This window comes from Embleya sp. NPDC020886, from assembly GCF_044333915.1.
Classification (GTDB): domain Bacteria; phylum Actinomycetota; class Actinomycetes; order Streptomycetales; family Streptomycetaceae; genus Embleya.
This window is the reverse complement of the sequence record NZ_JBIRRX010000021.1, coordinates 61,838-79,927: the sequence shown is the minus strand read 5'-3', so window position 1 is coordinate 79,927 and position 18,090 is coordinate 61,838. Positions and strand designations below refer to the sequence as shown.

At 71.7% G+C, this 18,090-nt stretch carries 20 protein-coding genes and 2 pseudogenes; 11 read left to right on the top strand and 11 right to left on the bottom strand.

The annotated features are described in order from the left end of the window. Positions 1 to 105 precede the first annotated feature (105 nt). The 3 genes from ACH4U8_RS41850 (at position 106) to ACH4U8_RS41840 (ending at position 3,474) form a co-directional block, all read left to right on the top strand. Positions 106 to 1,341 carry an SAM-dependent methyltransferase gene (locus ACH4U8_RS41850; RefSeq protein WP_395783544.1) on the top strand — a complete coding sequence of 412 codons (1,236 nt, stop codon included), beginning with the start codon at positions 106 to 108 and terminating at the stop codon, positions 1,339 to 1,341. A gap of 277 nt (positions 1,342 to 1,618) precedes the next feature. Beyond that, a complete protein-coding gene (locus tag ACH4U8_RS41845; RefSeq protein ID WP_395783542.1) occupies positions 1,619 to 2,140 on the top strand; it encodes a hypothetical protein in 522 nt (173 codons plus the stop codon). Between the two features lie 1,103 nt (positions 2,141 to 3,243). Beyond that, positions 3,244 to 3,474: a hypothetical protein gene (locus ACH4U8_RS41840; protein ID WP_395783540.1), complete on the top strand. Its 231-nt coding sequence runs from the start codon at positions 3,244 to 3,246 to the stop codon at positions 3,472 to 3,474. 56 nt (positions 3,475 to 3,530) lie between these two features. Here the strand turns inward: ACH4U8_RS41840 and ACH4U8_RS41835 are convergent, their stop codons facing one another. From ACH4U8_RS41835 to ACH4U8_RS41820, 4 genes are all read right to left on the bottom strand, one after another. Next, complete coding sequence (locus tag ACH4U8_RS41835; protein WP_395783538.1) at positions 3,531 to 3,671, bottom strand: hypothetical protein; 141 nt, start codon at positions 3,669 to 3,671, stop codon at positions 3,531 to 3,533. A gap of 24 nt (positions 3,672 to 3,695) precedes the next feature. Next, positions 3,696 to 4,136 (bottom strand): hypothetical protein, encoded by a 441-nt coding sequence (locus ACH4U8_RS41830; protein ID WP_395783536.1) that lies wholly within the window; start codon positions 4,134 to 4,136, stop codon positions 3,696 to 3,698. A gap of 771 nt (positions 4,137 to 4,907) precedes the next feature. Continuing rightward, positions 4,908 to 5,222 (bottom strand): hypothetical protein, encoded by a 315-nt coding sequence (locus ACH4U8_RS41825; protein ID WP_395783534.1) that lies wholly within the window; start codon positions 5,220 to 5,222, stop codon positions 4,908 to 4,910. A 777-nt stretch (positions 5,223 to 5,999) separates the two neighbouring features. Next, positions 6,000 to 6,818 (bottom strand): APH(3'') family aminoglycoside O-phosphotransferase, encoded by an 819-nt coding sequence (locus ACH4U8_RS41820; RefSeq protein ID WP_395783532.1) that lies wholly within the window; start codon positions 6,816 to 6,818, stop codon positions 6,000 to 6,002. Between ACH4U8_RS41820 and ACH4U8_RS41815 the strand changes: the two are divergent. The 4 genes and pseudogenes from ACH4U8_RS41815 to ACH4U8_RS41800 form a co-directional block, all read left to right on the top strand. Then, a pseudogene (locus ACH4U8_RS41815) lies at positions 6,708 to 7,445 on the top strand (hypothetical protein); the annotation flags it as partial. The gene ACH4U8_RS41820 and the pseudogene ACH4U8_RS41815 sit on opposite strands and share 111 nt — an antisense overlap. Before the next feature lie 179 nt (positions 7,446 to 7,624). Beyond that, positions 7,625 to 7,792: a hypothetical protein gene (locus ACH4U8_RS41810; RefSeq protein WP_395783643.1), complete on the top strand. Its 168-nt coding sequence runs from the start codon at positions 7,625 to 7,627 to the stop codon at positions 7,790 to 7,792. A 140-nt stretch (positions 7,793 to 7,932) separates the two neighbouring features. After that, complete coding sequence (locus tag ACH4U8_RS41805; protein ID WP_395783530.1) at positions 7,933 to 8,178, top strand: DUF4436 family protein; 246 nt, start codon at positions 7,933 to 7,935, stop codon at positions 8,176 to 8,178. A gap of 100 nt (positions 8,179 to 8,278) precedes the next feature. Beyond that, a complete protein-coding gene (locus ACH4U8_RS41800) occupies positions 8,279 to 8,455 on the top strand; it encodes a hypothetical protein (RefSeq protein ID WP_395783528.1) in 177 nt (58 codons plus the stop codon). Between the two features lie 108 nt (positions 8,456 to 8,563). Here the strand turns inward: ACH4U8_RS41800 and ACH4U8_RS41795 are convergent, their stop codons facing one another. The 4 genes from ACH4U8_RS41795 to ACH4U8_RS41780 are packed head-to-tail and all read right to left on the bottom strand — an operon-like array spanning position 8,564 to position 12,169. Then, positions 8,564 to 9,760 (bottom strand): ABC transporter permease, encoded by a 1,197-nt coding sequence (locus ACH4U8_RS41795; protein WP_360323739.1) that lies wholly within the window; start codon positions 9,758 to 9,760, stop codon positions 8,564 to 8,566. Then, positions 9,757 to 10,485: an ABC transporter ATP-binding protein gene (locus ACH4U8_RS41790; RefSeq protein ID WP_395783526.1), complete on the bottom strand. Its 729-nt coding sequence runs from the start codon at positions 10,483 to 10,485 to the stop codon at positions 9,757 to 9,759. Before ACH4U8_RS41790 ends, ACH4U8_RS41795 begins: the two co-directional genes overlap by 4 nt. Further along, on the bottom strand, positions 10,482 to 11,630 hold the full coding sequence (locus tag ACH4U8_RS41785) for a peptidoglycan-binding protein (protein WP_395783524.1): 1,149 nt from the start codon (positions 11,628 to 11,630) through the stop codon (positions 10,482 to 10,484). Before ACH4U8_RS41785 ends, ACH4U8_RS41790 begins: the two co-directional genes overlap by 4 nt. Continuing rightward, on the bottom strand, positions 11,627 to 12,169 hold the full coding sequence (locus tag ACH4U8_RS41780; RefSeq protein ID WP_360323735.1) for a hypothetical protein: 543 nt from the start codon (positions 12,167 to 12,169) through the stop codon (positions 11,627 to 11,629). The genes ACH4U8_RS41785 and ACH4U8_RS41780 overlap by 4 nt, the downstream gene beginning before the upstream one ends. Positions 12,170 to 12,334: 165 nt before the next feature. Between ACH4U8_RS41780 and ACH4U8_RS41775 the strand changes: the two genes are divergently transcribed. Then, positions 12,335 to 12,991, top strand: a complete 657-nt coding sequence (locus tag ACH4U8_RS41775; protein ID WP_379988289.1) for a response regulator transcription factor — start codon at positions 12,335 to 12,337, stop codon at positions 12,989 to 12,991. Continuing rightward, positions 12,988 to 14,241: a sensor histidine kinase gene (locus tag ACH4U8_RS41770; RefSeq protein ID WP_395783522.1), complete on the top strand. Its 1,254-nt coding sequence runs from the start codon at positions 12,988 to 12,990 to the stop codon at positions 14,239 to 14,241. The genes ACH4U8_RS41775 and ACH4U8_RS41770 overlap by 4 nt, the downstream gene beginning before the upstream one ends. 192 nt (positions 14,242 to 14,433) lie before the next feature. Here ACH4U8_RS41770 and ACH4U8_RS41765 read toward each other — a convergent pair whose 3' ends face one another. Continuing rightward, positions 14,434 to 14,718 (bottom strand): response regulator transcription factor, encoded by a 285-nt coding sequence (locus ACH4U8_RS41765; protein ID WP_395783520.1) that lies wholly within the window; start codon positions 14,716 to 14,718, stop codon positions 14,434 to 14,436. On the opposite strand from ACH4U8_RS41765, the pseudogene ACH4U8_RS41760 reads away from it, so the two are divergent. Continuing rightward, positions 14,689 to 15,039, top strand: a pseudogene (locus ACH4U8_RS41760) (amino acid permease); the annotation flags it as partial. The gene ACH4U8_RS41765 and the pseudogene ACH4U8_RS41760 overlap by 30 nt on opposite strands. 241 nt (positions 15,040 to 15,280) lie before the next feature. Next, complete coding sequence (locus ACH4U8_RS41755; RefSeq protein ID WP_395783518.1) at positions 15,281 to 15,973, top strand: hypothetical protein; 693 nt, start codon at positions 15,281 to 15,283, stop codon at positions 15,971 to 15,973. Between the two features lie 342 nt (positions 15,974 to 16,315). Here the strand turns inward: ACH4U8_RS41755 and ACH4U8_RS41750 are convergent, their stop codons facing one another. Next, positions 16,316 to 16,942: a DUF6544 family protein gene (locus ACH4U8_RS41750; protein WP_395783516.1), complete on the bottom strand. Its 627-nt coding sequence runs from the start codon at positions 16,940 to 16,942 to the stop codon at positions 16,316 to 16,318. 198 nt (positions 16,943 to 17,140) lie between these two features. Beyond that, complete coding sequence (locus ACH4U8_RS41745; protein WP_395783514.1) at positions 17,141 to 17,788, bottom strand: hypothetical protein; 648 nt, start codon at positions 17,786 to 17,788, stop codon at positions 17,141 to 17,143. Positions 17,789 to 18,090 lie beyond the last annotated feature (302 nt).

Genomic DNA, 18,090 nt, shown 5'->3' with positions numbered 1-18,090 from the left:
ACACGAACCGGTGGCCCTGGACCTTTCGGACGCGACCGGCCCGGTCCATGCCGTCCACGTCGTCTGCCCCGGCACCCGCTCACGGATCAGGAGGTCGATGCCCCGATGAATCACGCCCCCACCACGGCCGCACCTTCCCCCGTCCCCGGCAACCGGCTACGCGCCCGGTACGACGCCTTCCACGCCGCCCGGGCCCGCACCGATCTGGTCACCCGCCTGTACGCGCGGGCGATGGGGGAGGACCACCCGACCGACGTCGCCGCCTCCGGCTCGTGCGACATGCCCCTGCTCGGGCCGACGGCCGCGCGCCTGCGGATGCGCCCGGGCCGGCTCCTGATGGACGCCGGCTGCGGCACCGGCGGCATCGGCCTGTGGCTCGCCCGCGCCCTCGCCCTGCGCCTGGACGGCTTCGACTGTTCACCGGTCGCCGTGGCCCGGGCCGGCACACCTCGCCACGTCTTCCTCGGCGCCGGCGCCGGCCGGGCCGTCTTCCGCGTCGCGGAACTGGAGGACACCGGCTGCCCGACGTCGTTGCCGACGGCATCGTGCGTGTGGACGTCCTCGGCCGCGCCGCCGGCCCGGACGCGATGCTGCGCGAGTTCGCCCGCGTCCTGGTCCCCGGCGGGCGTCCCGGAACGCTCGCATATCCGCCATGGGGCGGTTCTTTCCCTGCACGACCGCACATGGCACACGGTTTTCGTGGGTCGCGCTTCCTCGGTCGCACCCGAGTGTTCCCTCGAACACGCCCGAGGAGGGCCCTCCAGGTCTTGCCCGAAGCCTCCGCCCGACCCCCGTGACACCCGGGCACCCGTTCGGATGTGTGCAGTAGCCGGGTCCGGCCGGTCGGTCGATGCTGTCCGTATGCTTCGTTGCGCTCGTGTCGTCCTGGTACTGGTCGTGGGCCTGTCGGCCGCTTGTTCCTCCGACGATTCCAAATCGACGACCACACCATCCGCATCGCGCACGCCGGTGATCGCGGCGACGTCCGGCTATCTGTTCACGGCACCGGACACCGTCGCGTACCTCCAGTGGCAGACGACCGTACCCGGAGCCATCTCGGGAACCGGCCTGGAGTCCTACGTGGTCGGAACCGCCCCGAACGCGAGCGTCGTCACCAAGGACTACCCGCTGGGCGGACGCACGAATGGAGACGCGATCGTCTTCGAGGTGGAGGACCAACACCTCAGGGCGGGTCGCATCGCCGCCGGCACCCTGACCGTCGAGTTCGCGCAAGCCGACGGCGGAACACGACCCGTCACCTTCCGTTCCGCCTCGCCCGCGGAGTACGCGGACGCGCTCAGCCGACTGCGCGCGAGCGTCGAGGCGAGCAACCACGGCTGAGTGGGGCCGAGTCACCTGCTCCGCTCGCCAGGGACGGGCAACGAAAAACGCCCGCCTCTGCCGAAGCCAAGTACGGGCGTCCATCGGGATGGCGGCGCACGGCGCACGGTGCGCGCTGCGCGGGTGCGCGGGGCAAACGAAACAGCCTACGAGGTGGGCTCCCTGCGCCGGCATTGTCCGGATCAGGTGCTGGAACCACGGCGCGACGGCCGGGACTTGTTACCCCCGCCTCCTCGCCCTGGCCTCGACATCGGATGCGCACGACAGTCGTGAAGCGTTGCTCCTGGCGGGCGCCATCGCGCAGGGGGCGATCGAGCAGGGCCGGGCAGACGCGGTCTTCGACGACCACGCCACGGAGATCTCGGGTTTTCGCCGCCTGGCCGACGAACGTCTGAAACGACGCCCGGAGACCCCCGACTACACATACGTCTTCCGCACCATGCTCGCCCTCGAGGGTTCGGCGATATGGAGCGAAGCCATCGACGAACTGTCCGACGCATTCCTCATGGTCGCCTGTCCGCACTGCGAAGCGGAAGTCACCATCGCCATCGGCGAGTACGGCTACTACTCCGCCTGTCGCGACTGGGACCTGGGCGACGAGGACCGACGCCCGCTCCGACCGACACGACCGCAGGATCTCGAGGGCCTTGGCAAACGCCTGTACGACGTCGCCGCCCGCGACGAGCAGGAAGCCTTGGCTCTCGGCATCACACACATCTTCGGGCACGCGCAATGCGGCGCCTGCGACGAGTACTTCGACATCGCCGACACGTACCAGGCCCAGCACTCCGAGCACTGAGTCGGCGCCTACCCGAACCCGGGAAACGATCACGCGGCCTGTTGCCGTGCGGCCCACGCGGGGGTGGGGCCGCGCGGCGACCGCCCCGCCCACCCCCCGGTCGAGTCCGTCGCGACCGGGACCGCAGGCGCGGCTCGGCGGCGGGGAATGAACCCGAGACGGCGCCGGTTGTGATCCGGTGTCGGTGAGGGTGTGCCCCCGGGCCCAACCATTGCCTCCGTGGAATACCGGTTCGGCCGGAGCCACGGTGTGCCTTCCGCCGTGAGGCGGCCACGCTCACCGACCTTCGACTGCGCGGCGCCGCCCCCGAACTTGGGGCGGCGCCGTTTCGCGCCGTCTCGTATCGGGACTGCGCTGTCCGGGTAACGCCCGGAGCGGGGCGTCAGGGGCCGCCGCGCAGGCAACGCGCCGAACGTCACGGGATGTCGGGCCATTCGGCGAGGAATCCGCGCAACTCCTCTCTCGTTATCGGCCAACCAGGAACTGAACATCCCCCGCAGGGAGTCCTTCTTCGCCGCGACGTACACCGCGACCTCCCGGCCGCGAGCGCGGTCCGGCCGGAACCGGTCCGGCGCCTGCTCCAGGAACGCCGCGTCGTCGGTCCAGGCCGGTGGGACGTGGACCTCGCGCAGGGTGTCGACCAGGTCGGGGAAGCGCCCCTCGCGCCGGGCCTGCGCAAGGCGGGAGGACAGCCGGCGGTACATCGACGGCGTGTTCGGCACCAACCCCTCGGAGATCGCCCGATACCAGAGCTGCCTCAACGTCACGTGCGTTGTACTCGGCGACGATCCTTCGGACCCGGTCGACCACGATCGGCCGGTGGACCCGCTCCGCGCAGTACATGTACCCATCGCCCCGCCACCGGCCCGGAAACGGGTGCGTGGCGACCGATCGTCGCAATGCCCGCATCCGCTGTTCCCGGTCCTCGTTCACCGGGCGTCGGCGTCACGGATGGGCGCGGTCCGGGCCTTCCTTCCCCGAGGACCCGGAACCGCGCCTCGGGATGTGTCTGCCCGCGGGTCGACGGTTCACGGGTCCCCCGTTCGAGTGACCTCTGCCTCGGGCCCACCCGTCGGACCCTCACGCGAACGGAAGACCCAGCCGTGACCACTGCCGCTGTGGACCTGAACTCCCGCGCCACCGCCCTCTTCGGCCGTCACGAGGACGACACCATCGCCTGGCCGTACGCGATGGCCGACCCGCCCCGCCGCAACCCCCGCACCCGCGACGACCCCGACGCCGCGTTCGAGACGGCCCTGCGAGGACGCCGCGACGCCCGGCCCCGTTCTGCTGCTCGGGTAACGCCTGGACCCACCGCCGACCTGCGCGGGTAACGGATTCGTTACCCGTCGACAGGGCCTCGGGTAACACCGGCTCGGGCGCCGGCGGTCTACGTCTGGTCACCCCGGTCGCCCCGGGCGTCGTGCGGGCCGCGCACGAGGCCGACCTCGGGGACCGGGCGCGCGAGCAGCGACTGCGGGACCACCCGGACCTCGCCGTCCTCGACGCGGACCCGGACCGCATCCGACACGGCCCCTGACCCGGCCCCGCCTCGCTACGCCGGTCCCGCCGCGAGCACGTCCAGGAGCCGGCGCAGCGAGCGCAGGGCGCGCGCCTCGGCCCGCACCGCGGTGGGCCCCGCGAGGGGAAGTTCGGTGGTTCCTCGGGTGGTGCGCCATTGTTCGGCGTCGACCAGGAACGCCTGCCAGTCGTCGACGTACAGCCCGGTGTGGAAGACCTTCGCCGCGGCGCGGACGATGACGTCCACGGCCGTCGAGGCGGCGCGGATGCCGACCACGGCCGTCCCGGCCGCGGCGAGGGAGACCCGGCCCGACGCGGCCGGCCACACCAGTGTTGCCCAGGTGCTCCCGGTCAGGAGTGCGGCGAGCGCGTCTCCGGTCATGCGTACGCGTAGTGACGCGACCGCCAGTCGTACGGCCTGGTGTTCGAGGCGTTCGGCGACCTGTTCGTACTGGCCGATCAGGAACGGGCGCATCGTGGCGGTGCGGACCTCGGGGGGCGGTGGTGCGGGCGGTGATGTAGGACCGCAGGGTGTTGCGCAGTCTGGTGTCGGAGCGGGTGGCGTGCGCCGCGGTGTGGGTGATCCGCGCGGTGCGTATCGCCGCCCACCCTCGCGGCGCGGCGGCCGTCACCAGCAAAGGCACCAGGACCGGGTGCAGGAGGCCCAGTACGCCGGCGGTCGCGGCGAGGGTGAGGGCGGCGGCGGTCAGGTCGACGGTGTCCGCCAGAAGGTTGCGCACGTTGGCCGCGCCGGTGTCGGCGGCGTCCAACGCGTCCTCGAATCCCGGGTTCTCGTAGGCGACCGCCTCCACCGACGTGGCGGCGGCGATGACGCGGACCTCGGCGATCCGACCCAGCCGCGGCGCGAGCCGGGCCTGGACGGCGAGCACCCCGGAAACGAGGAGGGACCGCACGACCAATGCCGCGACCAGGACCAGGAGTCCGGGCGCGGCCTCGCGCAGCCGATCGGCGGTCGGGGTGGTCGCCAGGAGTCCGGTCGGGGCGCCGGCGGTGGCGGCGAGGCCGAACGCCGCGCACAGCGCCGCGCCGAGTTGGCACAGCAGGAGAGCGGTCAGCGCTCCGGGGTCCGCCGTCCAGGCGAGGCGGAACGTGGTGTTCACCAAGCGGGGCAGGCGCGTGGCGAGTTGTCGGCCGGTGAGGTCCGCCACGGCCTGGTCGTGGCGTCCGGCGACGAGTTGCATGCGTGGGGGAGCGGCGGACGGGCGCGTGGGGGCGCCGGTAGCGGTCACTCGTTCATGGCAGCGGCCCGCCGGGGCGGGCCGCCATTCATTAACTCGAACGAGCGAAGACGATCCTCCTGGTTCGATGCTTTTCGAGCAGGGGTGAACAGGAGGGGCAGCCACGGGCGTTCGGCGTTCTCGACGGTGATGCCCAATTCGCCTTCGGGGGTGAGGATCCACGCGTGTGCCGTCCACGGCAGCGGGCGCACGCCCACGATGGCGGCGCCGTGCAGGTGGTCGCGGTCGGGCCCGTTCCCAGCACCAGCCTGTGGAAGCTGCGGGATCGCAGATACCCGCAGACCGCGACCAGGAGTTGCCATGCTGACAGGGGACACCGCCCGAGGCCGTCAGGTGCCGGGGGCGACAGTAGGCACCATCGAGATTTCGGCGCGCACACGATGGGAGACACGCGGCGTTCGACGAAATCCTGCGGTTCTTTCATCAGCGGCTGCGGCGGTGGAGCCGCACGGCCTTGACCATGGCGACGGCGGCCGCGGTCGACAGCGCGGCGCAGATGGGGAACGCCCCGATCTCGTCGAGGTCAGCGGAGGGTACGACGGGGACTGAGTCCGGGTCGAGCACGGTGAACAGCCCGGGCGATCCGGGGAATAACGTGCTGTGAGCGGGGGACCGCTGAGCCGTTCCCCACTCACAGCGAGCCGGGTGCGGAGCAACTCGCGGTGCCCAGCTCGTGGAGGCCGTGTCCGCCGTTGTCGTTGCGCAGGCGGATCTGCCACAGGGTCGGGCTGTTTTTGACAGGGTGAGCGGGAGCCACTCGGGCAACGGAAACGGAAGCCACGTTGCTCTGTCCGTGAAGGGGATGGACAACGACGCAGTTCCATGATCGGCAACGAGAATCGGAGCCACCTCTATCGGGTGACATCGGGATGTGCTGAGGGCGGGGCGGAGTGTCTGCGGTAAAGATGCGGGTGTGAACCGATAGCTTTGGTCGTCCCAGGCCCTCTTGTCCCGTGTCCCTGACAGGCGCGGTGCAGAAGGGCCGGGCTGCGCCTGTCGCAATGTGGCGCCCTCCGAGCGGCAGGGAACCTGGTGGTTGTCATCCGTGTCGTCGCCATTCGGCGGCATCGGTCAACGGCTTATCCCCAGGTGAGGGGATCGAGGTGCAGATAGAAGTCCTCTCGGCCACGATCGAGGACGATGTCGTAGCGGTTGGCGAACGTCTCGTCCGCTGAGTTCGACTGTTGGTCGTCGGTCCACATTTCGCGGGCAGTGGCGAGAAGAAGGGCGATGTCGGCGTAGGGGTCGGCCCGTCCGAGGCGGCCGAGATCGATGAAGCCCGCCACGGTCATGCTTTCCGGGTCGAGGATGATGTTGGGCAGGCACAGATCCCCGTGGCAGACCACAATTTCTGCGGCTTCCTGCGCGAGACGGCATTCAACTTGCGGGGCAAGTCGCGCAAGCAGCTCGTCGGGAGACGTTTGCTGCTGATCTTGCGGGAGGAAATCCGGGTTGACCGCACCTCGCGCGACGACGTCGCGCGCAGTGGCGAACATCTGAGCAAGGCCGCGAGTGAATGGGCACTGCTGCGGAGGAAGATCGTGCAACCGACGCACGGCATCCGCGATCGGCTTCCAGGCCGCCTGGAGCATCGAAGCCGAAACACGATCGGCGGGGACTCCTGTGACCGTGCTTGTCAACAAGGCGGCACCATTGGCGCTGACGCGCCAGTCGAGTACGCGTGGACCAGGCACACCCTGCGTGCTGAGCCAGACGACACGGTCCCGCTCCGCCTCCAATGAGGCCACGTGGTCGGCAGCGACGCACTTGGCGTATCGCGACCCATCATGAGAACGAAAGACACTGGCCTCGGACTCGCCTTCCGTGACGGGTTCCCACCCGCCGCCATCGCGGCCGACATCCAGCAACGTTCGGAATACGGACATCGGATCGATCATGCCCGCCAACCTAACCAGCACCCCGCACCGCGATTAATCCCGGAGGTCGACCATGCCAGCGCGTTGGGCGTTGACGGTGAGGACGTCGGCAAGGGCGCCAAGGAGGCGCGCGACGGCGCCGGCACCGCCGCGCCCGCCGGTCGGTCCGCGGCGCTGCGGCCGGGCGCGGCGTTCGGCGGAGACCCGCTGCCTCCTCTGGTCGTCGAGGGTGAGCGGCACCGGACCTGGTCCGCGATGCCCGGCGACCGCGATCTGGACGTCGACGTGGTCGGCCTCTGGCTCACCGCGGACGTCCTCGTGCGGATCGACGTGTCCGGGGTGCGCTACGACCTCCACTCCGGCGCCCAGCGTTGGGAGGTGCCCGCCCCCGTCGAGAACCTGGTCCCGTGCAGCGCTTCCGCGGGTGGCACGGCGACCAGCGGCGGCGTCGGTGTCATCGGATACGGGAAACCGCACAGCGACCCGGTCGCCTGCGAGGAGATCGCAGCCCTCGACACCGCCACGGGCACACTGTTGTGGCACCGAAACGTCGGCAAACCGCAGAACGGCATCCGGCTCGCGGCCACTGCCGGCGACACGATCACGGTGAGCGCGGGCGACGGCATCCTGGGCCTCGACCGGGCGACCGGGACCACCCGCTGGACGTACCGCTGGGTCGTCGGTGAGTGCCGGGTGACCGAGCAGCCTCGACCGCTTCGCGCGCGTACTCGAACTCGACACCGGCACCGGCATCGAGCGGTTCTCCCGCACCCCCTCTCTACGCACGCCGCGATCCGTGTGGCAGCACGACCGGTTGGAGGTCTCCCATGTCCGATTCCCGTCCCGCCCGCAGCGGCATCCTGCGTGCCCTGGGATTCGGCGCCGCCGCGGGCGGCACGTCGCCCGCGCCCGGCGACCTCGGCCCGCGGGTACCCGCCGACGACGTGCCACACGTGCGGACCTGGATGTCGTGGCCGGCGAGCCGGTCGATCTGAGGCCGGCAGCTCGCCGGCGTGCAGCGGGACATCGCGCTGATCGCCCGGACCGTCGCGGGCTACGAACCGGTGATCGTGTGCGCGGTCTGGAGCCGAGGCCGCCTCGCGGCCGCGGTGGCCGCCGCGTTGGCACTGGGGGTGTGGTCCTCGTGGTGGGCGTCTGGCTCCAGGTCGGCGAACGCATGGCCTTGGACACCCGTCACCGCGCGTCGAGTTCGGCGCCCGACCGGGTGGACGTGCGGGCCTCGGTGCAACGCGTGGACGCGACCGCGCGCGAACTCGTCCTGCGCCTGCTCGTCACACCGCGCGGCAACCCGGCCGAGGACGGCGGTCCCGCCCCTGCGGCGTGGCCTGTCGCTACAGACCCCGCCGGAGGTGCGCGGTGACCTGAACTTCCCTGCCCACACCCGAAATCCACTGTGGACCTCAGACAGCGACGCCGCCGTGCTGCGCGCCGAAACGCCGACTCCGACACCGGAGGAGTGCGTGGCCGCCCTCGACGGACGCCCCACCGGGACCGTCACCTTGCGCGACGTGTCGGCGGGACGGTCGTTCTGCGTCCGCTCGCGCACGACGCGCGAGTTGGCTCTCGTCCGCGTCGTCACCGCGGCGGGCGGCTCACCGGTCGAGGTCGGCCTGACCGTGTACCGCCCGCGACGCTGACCGCCCCCGCGCGCGAACGCCCCGAAGCGCGGTACTCGGGAAACGCCGGTTGCCCCGGTCGGCGCGTCGGCTCGTGGCCGAGACGCCGCCCGGGGCGACCGGTCTCGGTCAGGCCGAGCGCAGCGCGTCCGTGGGGGAGGCTTTCGCGGCGCGCAGTGCGGGGTAGATCCCGGCGAGCGCGGCCACGACCACCGACACGGCGGGGCCGGCGAAGAGCGTGTAGAGCGGGATGGCCACCGCCCAGCCTTGGACGAGCGCGTACCCGTAGACGGCCAGGCCGCCGAGGAGCAGTCCGCCCATTCCGCCGAGGAAGCCCATGAGTACGGCTTCCAGGAGGAACTGCATGGCGATCTGGCCGCCGCGGGCACCCAGGGCGCGGCGCAGTCCGATCTCGCCGCGGCGTTCCATCACGCCCACGACCATGGTGTTGGCGATGCCGACACCGCCCACCAGCAGTGCCACGCCGGCCAGGGCCAGGACGAGCCCGGTGAGGGTGTTCTCGGTTTCGGCGCGGGCGGCGAGGAGGTCGGACGGGCGGCTGACCGCGACCATGTTCGGGCTGCCGGGGTTGGCGCTGGCCGCGGCCACGGACTGTACCTGCGGGACGCGTTCGGAGTACGACCGCAGGTAGACGGTGGCGGCGGTGCCGTCCGCGCCGAGGTGGGCGACCGCCTGTGGCCAGCCGACCAGGGCGGTGGTGCTCAGTTCGGGGGCGAGTTCGTTGGGGGCGAGGATGCCGACGACCTTGTACCACTGGCCGCCCAGCCACACCCGCTCGCCCGGCGTGGTCACGCCGAGGCGCTGTGCGGTCTGGTCGCCGAGGACGGTCACCGGAAGGTTCTCGCTCGCGGCGTCGAGCCAGTGCCCGCTGCTCAGGGTGGCGCGCAGCACGTCGAGCAGGTTCAGGCGGGCGGCCAGCACCGTGATGCTGCCGGTCTGCTGCTCGGGGACGAGGTCGTTGCGGTAGACGTCGGCCTTGGTGGCGCCGGTCGCGGTGACCTGCTGCACGGGGCCGATGGCGGCGAGCATCTTCTCGGCGGCGGGCGGCAGCGGTACCGGTTTCTGGTCCGAGCCTTTGCCGGGGGCGACGGTGATCAGGTTGGAGCCGAGTTGGTCCAGTCGTTCCAGCAGGTGCTGTTGGTTGGAGTTGGAGATGCCGGTGACCGCGACGACGGCGGCGATGCCCAGCGCGATGCCGAGTGCGGACAGCGCGGAGCGCATCTTGCGGGTGCGCGGTCCGATCATGCCCAGGCGGAGCAGGTCGGTGGGGCGTAGTCGGGTGCGGCGGCGTGTTGTGGTGCTCACAGGCCGGCTCCGGTGGGCTGGGGCGCGCGTTCGTCGAAGTCGATGCGGCCGTCGTGGATGCCGATCCGGCGGGGGAAGGAGGCGGCGAGTTCGCGGTCGTGGGTGATGACGACGACGGTGGTGCCGTCGGCGTTGAGGGTGCGCAGCAGGTCGACGACGGCGGTGCCGGAGACGCTGTCGAGTGCGCCGGTGGGCTCGTCCGCGAGCAGGAGTGCGGGGCGGCCGACGAGTGCGCGGGCGATCGCGACGCGTTGTTTCTCGCCGCCGGAGAGCTGGTCGGGGTGGTGGTCCAGGCGGTGGCCGAGTCCGACGGAGCGCAGCGCCGCGGCGGCCCGCGCGCGCCGTTCGGACAATCCCGCGCCGCTGTACAGGAGCCCGGTGGCGACGTTTTCGACGGTGGTGAGTCCGGACAGGAGGAAGAACTGTTGGAAGACGAAGCCGATGCGGTGGGCGCGTAGCGCGGCCAGTTCGGCATCGGACAGGTTCGACACGTCGCGGCCTTCGAAGCGCAGTCGGCCCGAGGTGGGGCGGTCGAGGGAGCCCAGGAGCGCGAGCAGGGTGGATTTGCCGGAGCCGGACGGGCCGACGACGGCGAGGAGTTCGCCGGCCTCGATGGTCAGGTCCAGGCCGTGCAGGATGCGCAGCGGGGGTGAGCCCGGGTATTCCTTGACGATGCCGGAGAGTTCCAGGACCGGGGTGGGGGTTTGCGGTGGGGTGGATGTCATTTGGGGATCGCCACCTGTGCGCCGGGCTGCACGTCGCCGGTGATCTGGGCCTTGGCGTCGGCGATCAGGCCCAGTCGGACCTTGACCAGTCGGGTGGTGGGGCCGTCGGCGACGCGAATGCCGTAGCCGCCGCCGTCGAGGGCGAGGAGCGCGGTGACCGGGACGACGAGCGCGTTGTCGGCGGTGTCGCCGACGACGTTGACGGTCACCGGGGAAGGCCCCGCCTGCTGGGCCTTGTCCTGGTTCTCCAGCACGATCGTGACGGTGGTCTTGTTGCCGTTCGGGCCGTCTCCGGAGCCGCCCGACTTGTCCTCGCCACCGGTGGAGCCTCGGGCCAGGGAGCGGATGCGGCCCTCGACGGCGGTTCCGTCGGTCAGTTTGACGCGGACCTTTCCGTCGGGTTTGAACCGGGAGACCTGGTTGTCGGCGGGTTGCGCGGTGACGACGAGGTCGGTGCGGGTGACGGTCATGATCGAGTCGCTGCCCACGGTCGAGCCGAGTTTGGCGCCGAGTTGCTGTACGCGCACGGACTCCTGCGCCAGCATGACAACGCTGCCCAGGGCGACGGTTCCGGTCTCCTTGACGCCCAGCGACTTCTGCCAGCGTTTGACGGCGACGGCGGTGGCGGAGGTGAACTTTCGGTCGGCGGACAGGTCCAGGCCCTTGGCGTGGCCGAGTTTGATCAGGTTCTTCTCGAGTTGCTCGACGTCGGAGCCGTCGGGGACGTCGAGGCCCAGGTCGCGCCACATCGGGCGGTCGCCGGTCATCAGCACCACCGGTTGCCCGTCGACCTCGTACAGCCTGCCGCCGGTCTTGACGACGGCGCCGACGGCGGGCAGGGCGGTGACGGTGCCCTTGCCGGAGGCCACGATGGGGGCGGGGGTGTCGAACGCGAGCAAGCCGGTGAGCTGGATGCTGGTGGACAACGATCCTTGCTCCACCGGGACGAGGTCGTACCGGACGGCGGCCTGCTTCGTCGTTGCGCTGTCGCGGTCCCAGGGGCGGACCACCGCGACGACGCCGCCGCCGGCCAGCACGGCGACCACCAGCAGCGGAACGACGACCCTCGCGCGCTTCCTCTTGCGGCCGGGGCCGCTCTCGTCGCAGGCGGGGGCGGGGGTTTCGGCGGTGTGGGTCATGGTCATTCGCCGATCGAGTAGCCGGCCATCGGGAACTGCGCGTCGCAGGCGCGCGAGGCCGCGTCCCACTTGGTGGGGTCGAACACGGCGCGCGGGATGGTGACGATGGCGGTCTTGGGGTCGGGGTCGGGCATGTCGGTGTAGCCGTTCTTGCGGGCGCACGCGACCCACTTGCGGGACATCTCGACGAACTTGGTGTTGTCGGCCTGCTTGGCCTGCTTGATGCCCGGGACCTTCTCGTCACACAGCTTGGTCGCGGTCTCGTAGCCGGGTTCCAGGCCGGTGTCGGTCTTCGCGGCGGGGAGGCCGATGTTGCCGTCCTTGTTCTGCGTGACGCTGGTCTGGCCCTGCTTGTGCATGCAGTCGACCCACGCCTTGCGGACCGCGTTGTCGTCCTGCGGCTTGGCCTGGCCGGCCCCTTCGTCCCCGGCGACCTTGGGGGCCGAGTCGTCGGAGGAGCAGCCGGCGACGGCCAGGATCGTGCCCGCTGCGGCGGCGGCCAGCCCGACTCGTATCGACCTGCGGCGCATGGTGGAAGTACGCATGTTCGATCTCCCTTGTGAACGTGGGGTGACGTGCACAGTTCTACGGAGGCCGCGGTTAGCCGGCTGTGACTGCGCGCCTAACCGGTGGCTAACACCACGCCGGGCAGGCTTGGTCTTCGGTGCCCGTGCGGCACAGCGGCGGTGCGAGCGAGCGGAGCGGGACACATGCGGGTGCTGATCGTCGAGGACGAGCGGGAACTGGCGGCCATGCTCGCCGAGGGGCTGCGCGGCGAGGGCATGGTCTGCGACGTGGCCCACGACGGCCTCGAAGCGCTCCAACGCACGGCCGCCGCCGACTACGACGTGGTGATCCTGGACCGGGACCTGCCCGCACTGGGCGGCGACGCGGTGTGCCGGGCGCTGGGCTCCACCGGCCATCCGGCGAGGATCCTGATGCTCACCGCCGCCGACACTCTCTCCGACCTCGTCGAAGGTCTCGGGCACGGCGCCGACGACTACATGGCCAAGCCGTTCTCCTACCTCGAACTCGTCGCCCGGCTGCGTGCACTCGGACGCCGCTCCGCCGGGAACCGCGCCGCGGTCGTGATCGGCAGGCGCGGCGTCAGCCTGGACACCGCGCGCCGCGCCGCCGAACGCGACGGCCGCCCACTGAACCTCACCCCCAAGGAACTGGGCGTCCTGGAACTGCTGCTGCTCGCCGACGGCGCGCCGGTCCCCACCGAGGAACTCCGCGACCGCCTGTGGGACACGGCCGTCGACCCGGCGACCACGGCCGTCCGGGTGACGGTGCACGCGCTGCGCCGCAAGCTCGGCGACCCACCGCTGATCGTGCACGACGCGGGTTACGGATACCGGCTGTGAACCCACCCGGCCGCGCATCGCGTCCTCCGTCCCACCTCCGGTCTCGCCTCGCCCCCGACCGGCTGCCGCTGCGCGGCCGACTGACCCTGGTCACCACGGCGGTGTTCGCGGTCCTGGGCTGCGGAATGCTCGCACTGAACTGGCTCAGCGCACGCCAGCTCATCCACGCCAACCGCGACCTCGTCACGTCCGCCAAACCCCTCGAACCCGCCCAGCCCGTGCAACCGGGCACGCCCGTACCGGCCCTGCCCGGCACGCCCTCGGAGGGGTCGGTACCACTCCCCACCTCCCCCGCGCAAGGCTTCGGGAACTTCCAGGACACCATCCTCACCGACCTGCTGACCCGCTCCGCGTTGCTGCTCGCCGCGTTCACCGCGCTCGCCGCACTGCTCGCCTGGTGGGCGAGCCGCCGCTCGCTGACCCGCCTCCACCAGGTGACCGCGACCGCCCGCCGGATCAGCGCCGACCGCAGCATGGACGAACGACTGGCCCTGGACGGCCCGTACGACGAGATCCGCGAACTCGGCGACACCTTCGACGCCATGCTCGACCGCCTCGACCGAAGCTTCACCGCGCAACGACGCTTCACCGCCCACGCCTCACACGAACTGCGCACCCCCCTCACCATCCAACGCACCGCATTGGAGATCCCGCTCGCCCAGGGCCGCGTCCCCGACGAACTGCGCCCCGCCGTACAACGCGCGCTGGACGCCAACGCCCGCACCGAACGCCTGATCGCCGCACTGCTGACCCTGGCCCGCGGCGAGAGCGCCACGCTCCAGGCGCGTCCCGTCGATCTGGCGGACACCGCCCGGGCCGCCGCGCACGATCTGGCCGACGAGGCCCGTGAAGCCGGTGTCCGGGTCACGCACACGACGGCTGCCGCGCCGGTCGAGGGCGACCCCGCCCTCCTGCGGCAGGTCGCGCTCAACCTGCTGGCCAACGCCGTGCGCCACAACCACCGCGACGGCACGGTGACGATGACCACCGGCCTGGTGGGGGACAGCGCGTACCTGGAGGTCACCAACACCGGCCCGATCCTGGACCCCGAAGAGGTCCCCGCCCTGTTCGCACCCTTCCACCAGGCCCGCGAACGCGGCACCGGGTTCGGCCTCGGACTCGCCGTGGTCGAAGCGATCACCACCACACACCGCGGCGAAGTCACCGCCGACGCCCGCCCCGGCGGCGGGCTCACCGTGCGCGTTCGGCTGCCCACCCCGCAGCACGGCGACCCGCCCGCACTCCGATGACGCGTACCGACTCGCCGTCCTCCCGGAACGCCGACGCGGCCGGGAGCCCCGCCCTCGCTCGGGTCGGCCGCGGCACCGTGGACCCCGGGCACGGAGGTGCCGGGGCAGCGGGCCGCCGAGTCGGTCCTGTCTGTGGATGCCCAACCGCTGGGGTCCGTCGTATGTGCACCGGGCGTTCCTGCCGCGACCACGCTATCCGCGTGCGTCCGACACCGGTCGGGAAGCCGGGCCGAGTCCCGCCTCGTAGGCGAGGATGACCAGGTGCACGCGGTCGCGCGCGTCCAACTTGGTGAACAGCCGCGCCACGTGCGTCTTCGCGGTGGCGATGCCGATGGTCGGGTGGGCGGCGAGCTCGCTGTCGGACAGCCCGCGCGCGACCAGGGCCAAGACCTCGCGCTCGCGGTCCGTGATGCCGTCGAGCGTGCGGCGCACCGGCGTTGCGATGTCGCCGCCGCGGCCATCGCACTGTTCAGCCATATCGGCCTGGAGACGGTCTCGGTCGCGGCCGGCCGGGTTCGCGAGCCCGGCCGCAACGTGCCCCGTGCCACCGTCCACGGCACCCTGGCCCGCGCGGCGGTCTACCTACTCGGCACGCTCGCCGTCTTCGGCGCCGTTCCGCACGCCGAACTCGTCTCCTCCACCGCGCCGTTCACCGACGCGGCCGATCACATGGCGGGTGCCTCGTGGGCCGGGGACGCGGTCGCGGTGGCCGCGATCGTGTCGGGGATCGGCGCGCTGGGCGGCTGGACGATGGTCTGCGCCGAGATGCCCTATGCCGCCGCTCGCGAGGGTTTGTTCCGGAATGCGGACATGTAGTGCTCCCTTCATCGGGGCCGGCCCGATACAGCCCCGCTTTCGACCCTGCTCCTACCAGCCCGAATCGAACAGGGCCGTTCGCCCCATCGAATTTCCGGGGCGGACCCTCGGCCGCGAACACGGTGCTGCCACTCGGCCGCGTTGCGTAACACGCGGGGGATCCTCGGTCCCGGTCGGGCTGCCACCGGGACCTGTGATCCGAAGCGCGCCTGATGGTTGATACGTGGTCGACGCGGTGAACTCCGGCGAACTCGCGCGTCGCGCACACCAGATGTCGGACCACGAGGATCAGCGGATTGCCGCGGACGACGACCACGGCGTCGGGTGCGAGCTGCAACTCGGCTACGTTGACCACACTGAGGATGTCGTCTCGGTCGTCCAGACCCCAGTGATCACCGCGGACACTGAGGTCCCACATCTCCCCGGGCCCAAGGTGCTTGGTTCGGACGCTGAGAGCGCGTACCGGAAACGGGAAATGTGCGGCGGCCGCGTCCAAGTCACCCGGCTCGAGCATCGTGTCGGCGAGCGCGTGCGCCTCGATACGGTCGTGGATCCCCTGTCCCAGCCGCCGACGGATCCCGATCTGTGGACCGAAGAACACGTGGCCGCCGCCGAGAGTCGCGCGGAGCGCTGGTGGGCGTCATACGCACATGGTCGCGACCCGCACCGCCACAAGGCGATGATCGACGACACATCGCTCACTTGGGATGAGTTCCAAAGCAGTTACAGCCGTATCCACGCACAGATCACATCACCGTTCGACGCCGGCGGAGCAGCCGCACGGTTTCCGGACGGAATCCATCACGGTCAGGCTCGGCCTTTCGGCGCACGGTGGACTTGCGTTCATCGTCGACGCGGGGATCGAAGCAAGCGTGGAGGCGAAGTTCAGTCGCCGATAGGGCGCGCCCTCGGGTAATGACCGGCTGGTCGGCTCCGGAAACGGAAGGACGCCCGTCGCCGCCTTTGCCGTGTTGAGCGCCGAATCGACGGCCCCGACGGGCCGGGCAGCCGATCGACTCATCGGGAGTCGGGAATTCGTGGCCTGTTCGAGTGAAATCGTCGCCGTGAGCGTGGCCGTGACCGTTGCCCGCCCGGTATGACTGGCCCAAGCCGACGCACGCCGCGGGATTCGGCCCGGACTCCACCCTCGTGGTCGCCCCGCGGGAGGCCTGAGGGTTCGCCCACGGGGGAGCGACGGGTGCGCCGAGGGGCGCACGATCGGGCCACGACGCTGTGGCGGACATGTGCGCGAGTCGTGTCATCGGAAGTCGGCGGCGTCGATGTCGTAGTGGATGAACGCGCCCGTGCTCTCCCACCCGGCGTGAATGCCGGTCGCCAGGAGGAGTCCGCCCAGGGAGGCCTCGCCGTCGACGATCGCGGCGAAGCGGTGTTCGCGCCAGGGGCCGCCGTCGGGGTTGCCCCACCGCGGCAGGGAAGCCGAGGCCAGGGCCCCGGACGGGTTCACGGTCACGGCCACCTCGTGCGGATGCCCGGCGACGACCAGGTGAGCGACGGCCCGCGTGTCGTCGACGGCCTGCCAACGCACCTCCGGACGCAGGGCGAACGCGGGCATCATCAGGTACTCCCCGGCCAGGCGGCCCGCGATGCTGCGGGTGATGTCAGTGCCGGACGCCCCGATGAAGGGCAGCACGCCGAACAGCCGCCGGCACATCGCACCCCCGTCCCCGTCCAGGCGGTCGAATCCGCTGATCCGGATCCCGCCCGGCCCGCGCACGCGCGCGTCCCAGCGGAATGCGGTGGGCGGGGTCAGCGTCTGCCGGGCCACGAACGGACACCACCGTTGCCGGACCCGGATGCGTCCGTGCGCGCGCATGTCCACCGAGGTCGAGGCGGTGCGGCGCCCGGGATCGCGTGGGCGAGCCATCGCCGGATCGGCTCCGGCGGCTCGCCGCGCACGGGATCGGCCGATTCGGCGGGGCGCGCGGAGTCGAGGACCTCGGGCCGCGAAGGCGATGTTGGCATGGCTTCGGCTTCCGCCGGTAGGGATCGGATCCGGATGACCCGACACACGAGACTCCGCCGGCCCGTCACATGGGCGATGCCCGGCCGGGTCGCGCGGCGATCAGAGCAGCCAGCGGTGGTCGCGGACGATCGGCAGGCGGGCCCACAGTGCGCCGAGGCCGAGTCGGCTGCCGACGGCGATCGCGGCGAGGGCGATCAGCGAGATGGCGTAGACGACGTGGTAGTCGGCGAAGGGGTTGGTGGAGGCGGTGGGCTTGCCGCTGTCGAGGTGCTTGGCGGGCGGCCACTCGGCGATCCACATCAGCGCCATCATGGCGGTCCCGGAGAGGGCCGCCAGGCGCAGCCCGATGCCCAGGACCAGCGCGACGCCGACGCCGAGCAGGCCGAGCATGAACAGCCGGTCGGCCCAGGGCTCGCCGGCCCAGCCGCGCAGGGTGCCGGCCATCGGGCCGACGTCTACGTGGGAGAGGAAGCCCTTCGTGGGGGAGCCGCCGTCGACCCAGCCCTTGCCGCTCGCGGTGGCGTAGCCGAGGCCGAAGGTCTTGTCGAGGAACGCCCACAGGAATACGAAGCCCAGCAGGACCCGCAGGCCGGCCACGGCGATGTCGGTGGTGCGGACCGCAGCGACGGCCGGTGAGGCGGTCGCGGTGTCCTGCGCGGACTCGTCGACCGTGACCCGGGGCGCCGGGACGAAGCGGCGCGGCAGGTGCAGGCGCGAGGACAGCCGGTGCTGGTGCGATATTGCCATGTCGGTTCCCTCCCTGGTGACGCCGGGCCCGGTGCCCGGCGCTCGGCCACGAACGTGTTCCGCCGGGCCGTGACGTCAATCTCCCGCGTGTCCGGTGTCCGTCCCAGGGCCGACCGGCCCGACCTGTCGGGTCCAACAGCCGGTTGCCCGCAGGGCGTTGCGGGCGAGCGGCGCAGGCGCACAGCGAAAAGCGGGCGGGGGGGCCCCCCCCCCCCCCGGGGCCCCCCCCCCCCCCCCCCGGCCCCCCCCCCCCCCCCCCCCCGCGCGCCCCCCCCCCCCCCCCCCCCCCCCCCCCCCCCCCG

Bases quoted from the DNA above. Each gene is read 5' to 3' on its own strand.
- ACH4U8_RS41850 (WP_395783544.1), top strand. From the start codon at position 106: ATGAATCACGCCCCCACCACGGCCGCACCTTCCCCCGTCCCCGGCAAC.
- ACH4U8_RS41830 (WP_395783536.1), bottom strand. From the start codon at position 4,136: ATGCGCCCGTTCCTGATCGGCCAGTACGAACAGGTCGCCGAACGCCTC.
- ACH4U8_RS41825 (WP_395783534.1), bottom strand. From the start codon at position 5,222: ATGGCAACTCCTGGTCGCGGTCTGCGGGTATCTGCGATCCCGCAGCTT.
- ACH4U8_RS41820 (WP_395783532.1), bottom strand. From the start codon at position 6,818: ATGATCGATCCGATGTCCGTATTCCGAACGTTGCTGGATGTCGGCCGC.
- ACH4U8_RS41810 (WP_395783643.1), top strand. From the start codon at position 7,625: ATGTCCGATTCCCGTCCCGCCCGCAGCGGCATCCTGCGTGCCCTGGGA.
- ACH4U8_RS41790 (WP_395783526.1), bottom strand. From the start codon at position 10,485: ATGACATCCACCCCACCGCAAACCCCCACCCCGGTCCTGGAACTCTCC.
- ACH4U8_RS41785 (WP_395783524.1), bottom strand. From the start codon at position 11,630: ATGACCATGACCCACACCGCCGAAACCCCCGCCCCCGCCTGCGACGAG.
- ACH4U8_RS41780 (WP_360323735.1), bottom strand. From the start codon at position 12,169: ATGCGTACTTCCACCATGCGCCGCAGGTCGATACGAGTCGGGCTGGCC.
- ACH4U8_RS41775 (WP_379988289.1), top strand. From the start codon at position 12,335: ATGCGGGTGCTGATCGTCGAGGACGAGCGGGAACTGGCGGCCATGCTC.
- ACH4U8_RS41765 (WP_395783520.1), bottom strand. From the start codon at position 14,718: ATGGCTGAACAGTGCGATGGCCGCGGCGGCGACATCGCAACGCCGGTG.
- ACH4U8_RS41750 (WP_395783516.1), bottom strand. From the start codon at position 16,942: ATGGCTCGCCCACGCGATCCCGGGCGCCGCACCGCCTCGACCTCGGTG.
- ACH4U8_RS41745 (WP_395783514.1), bottom strand. From the start codon at position 17,788: ATGGCAATATCGCACCAGCACCGGCTGTCCTCGCGCCTGCACCTGCCG.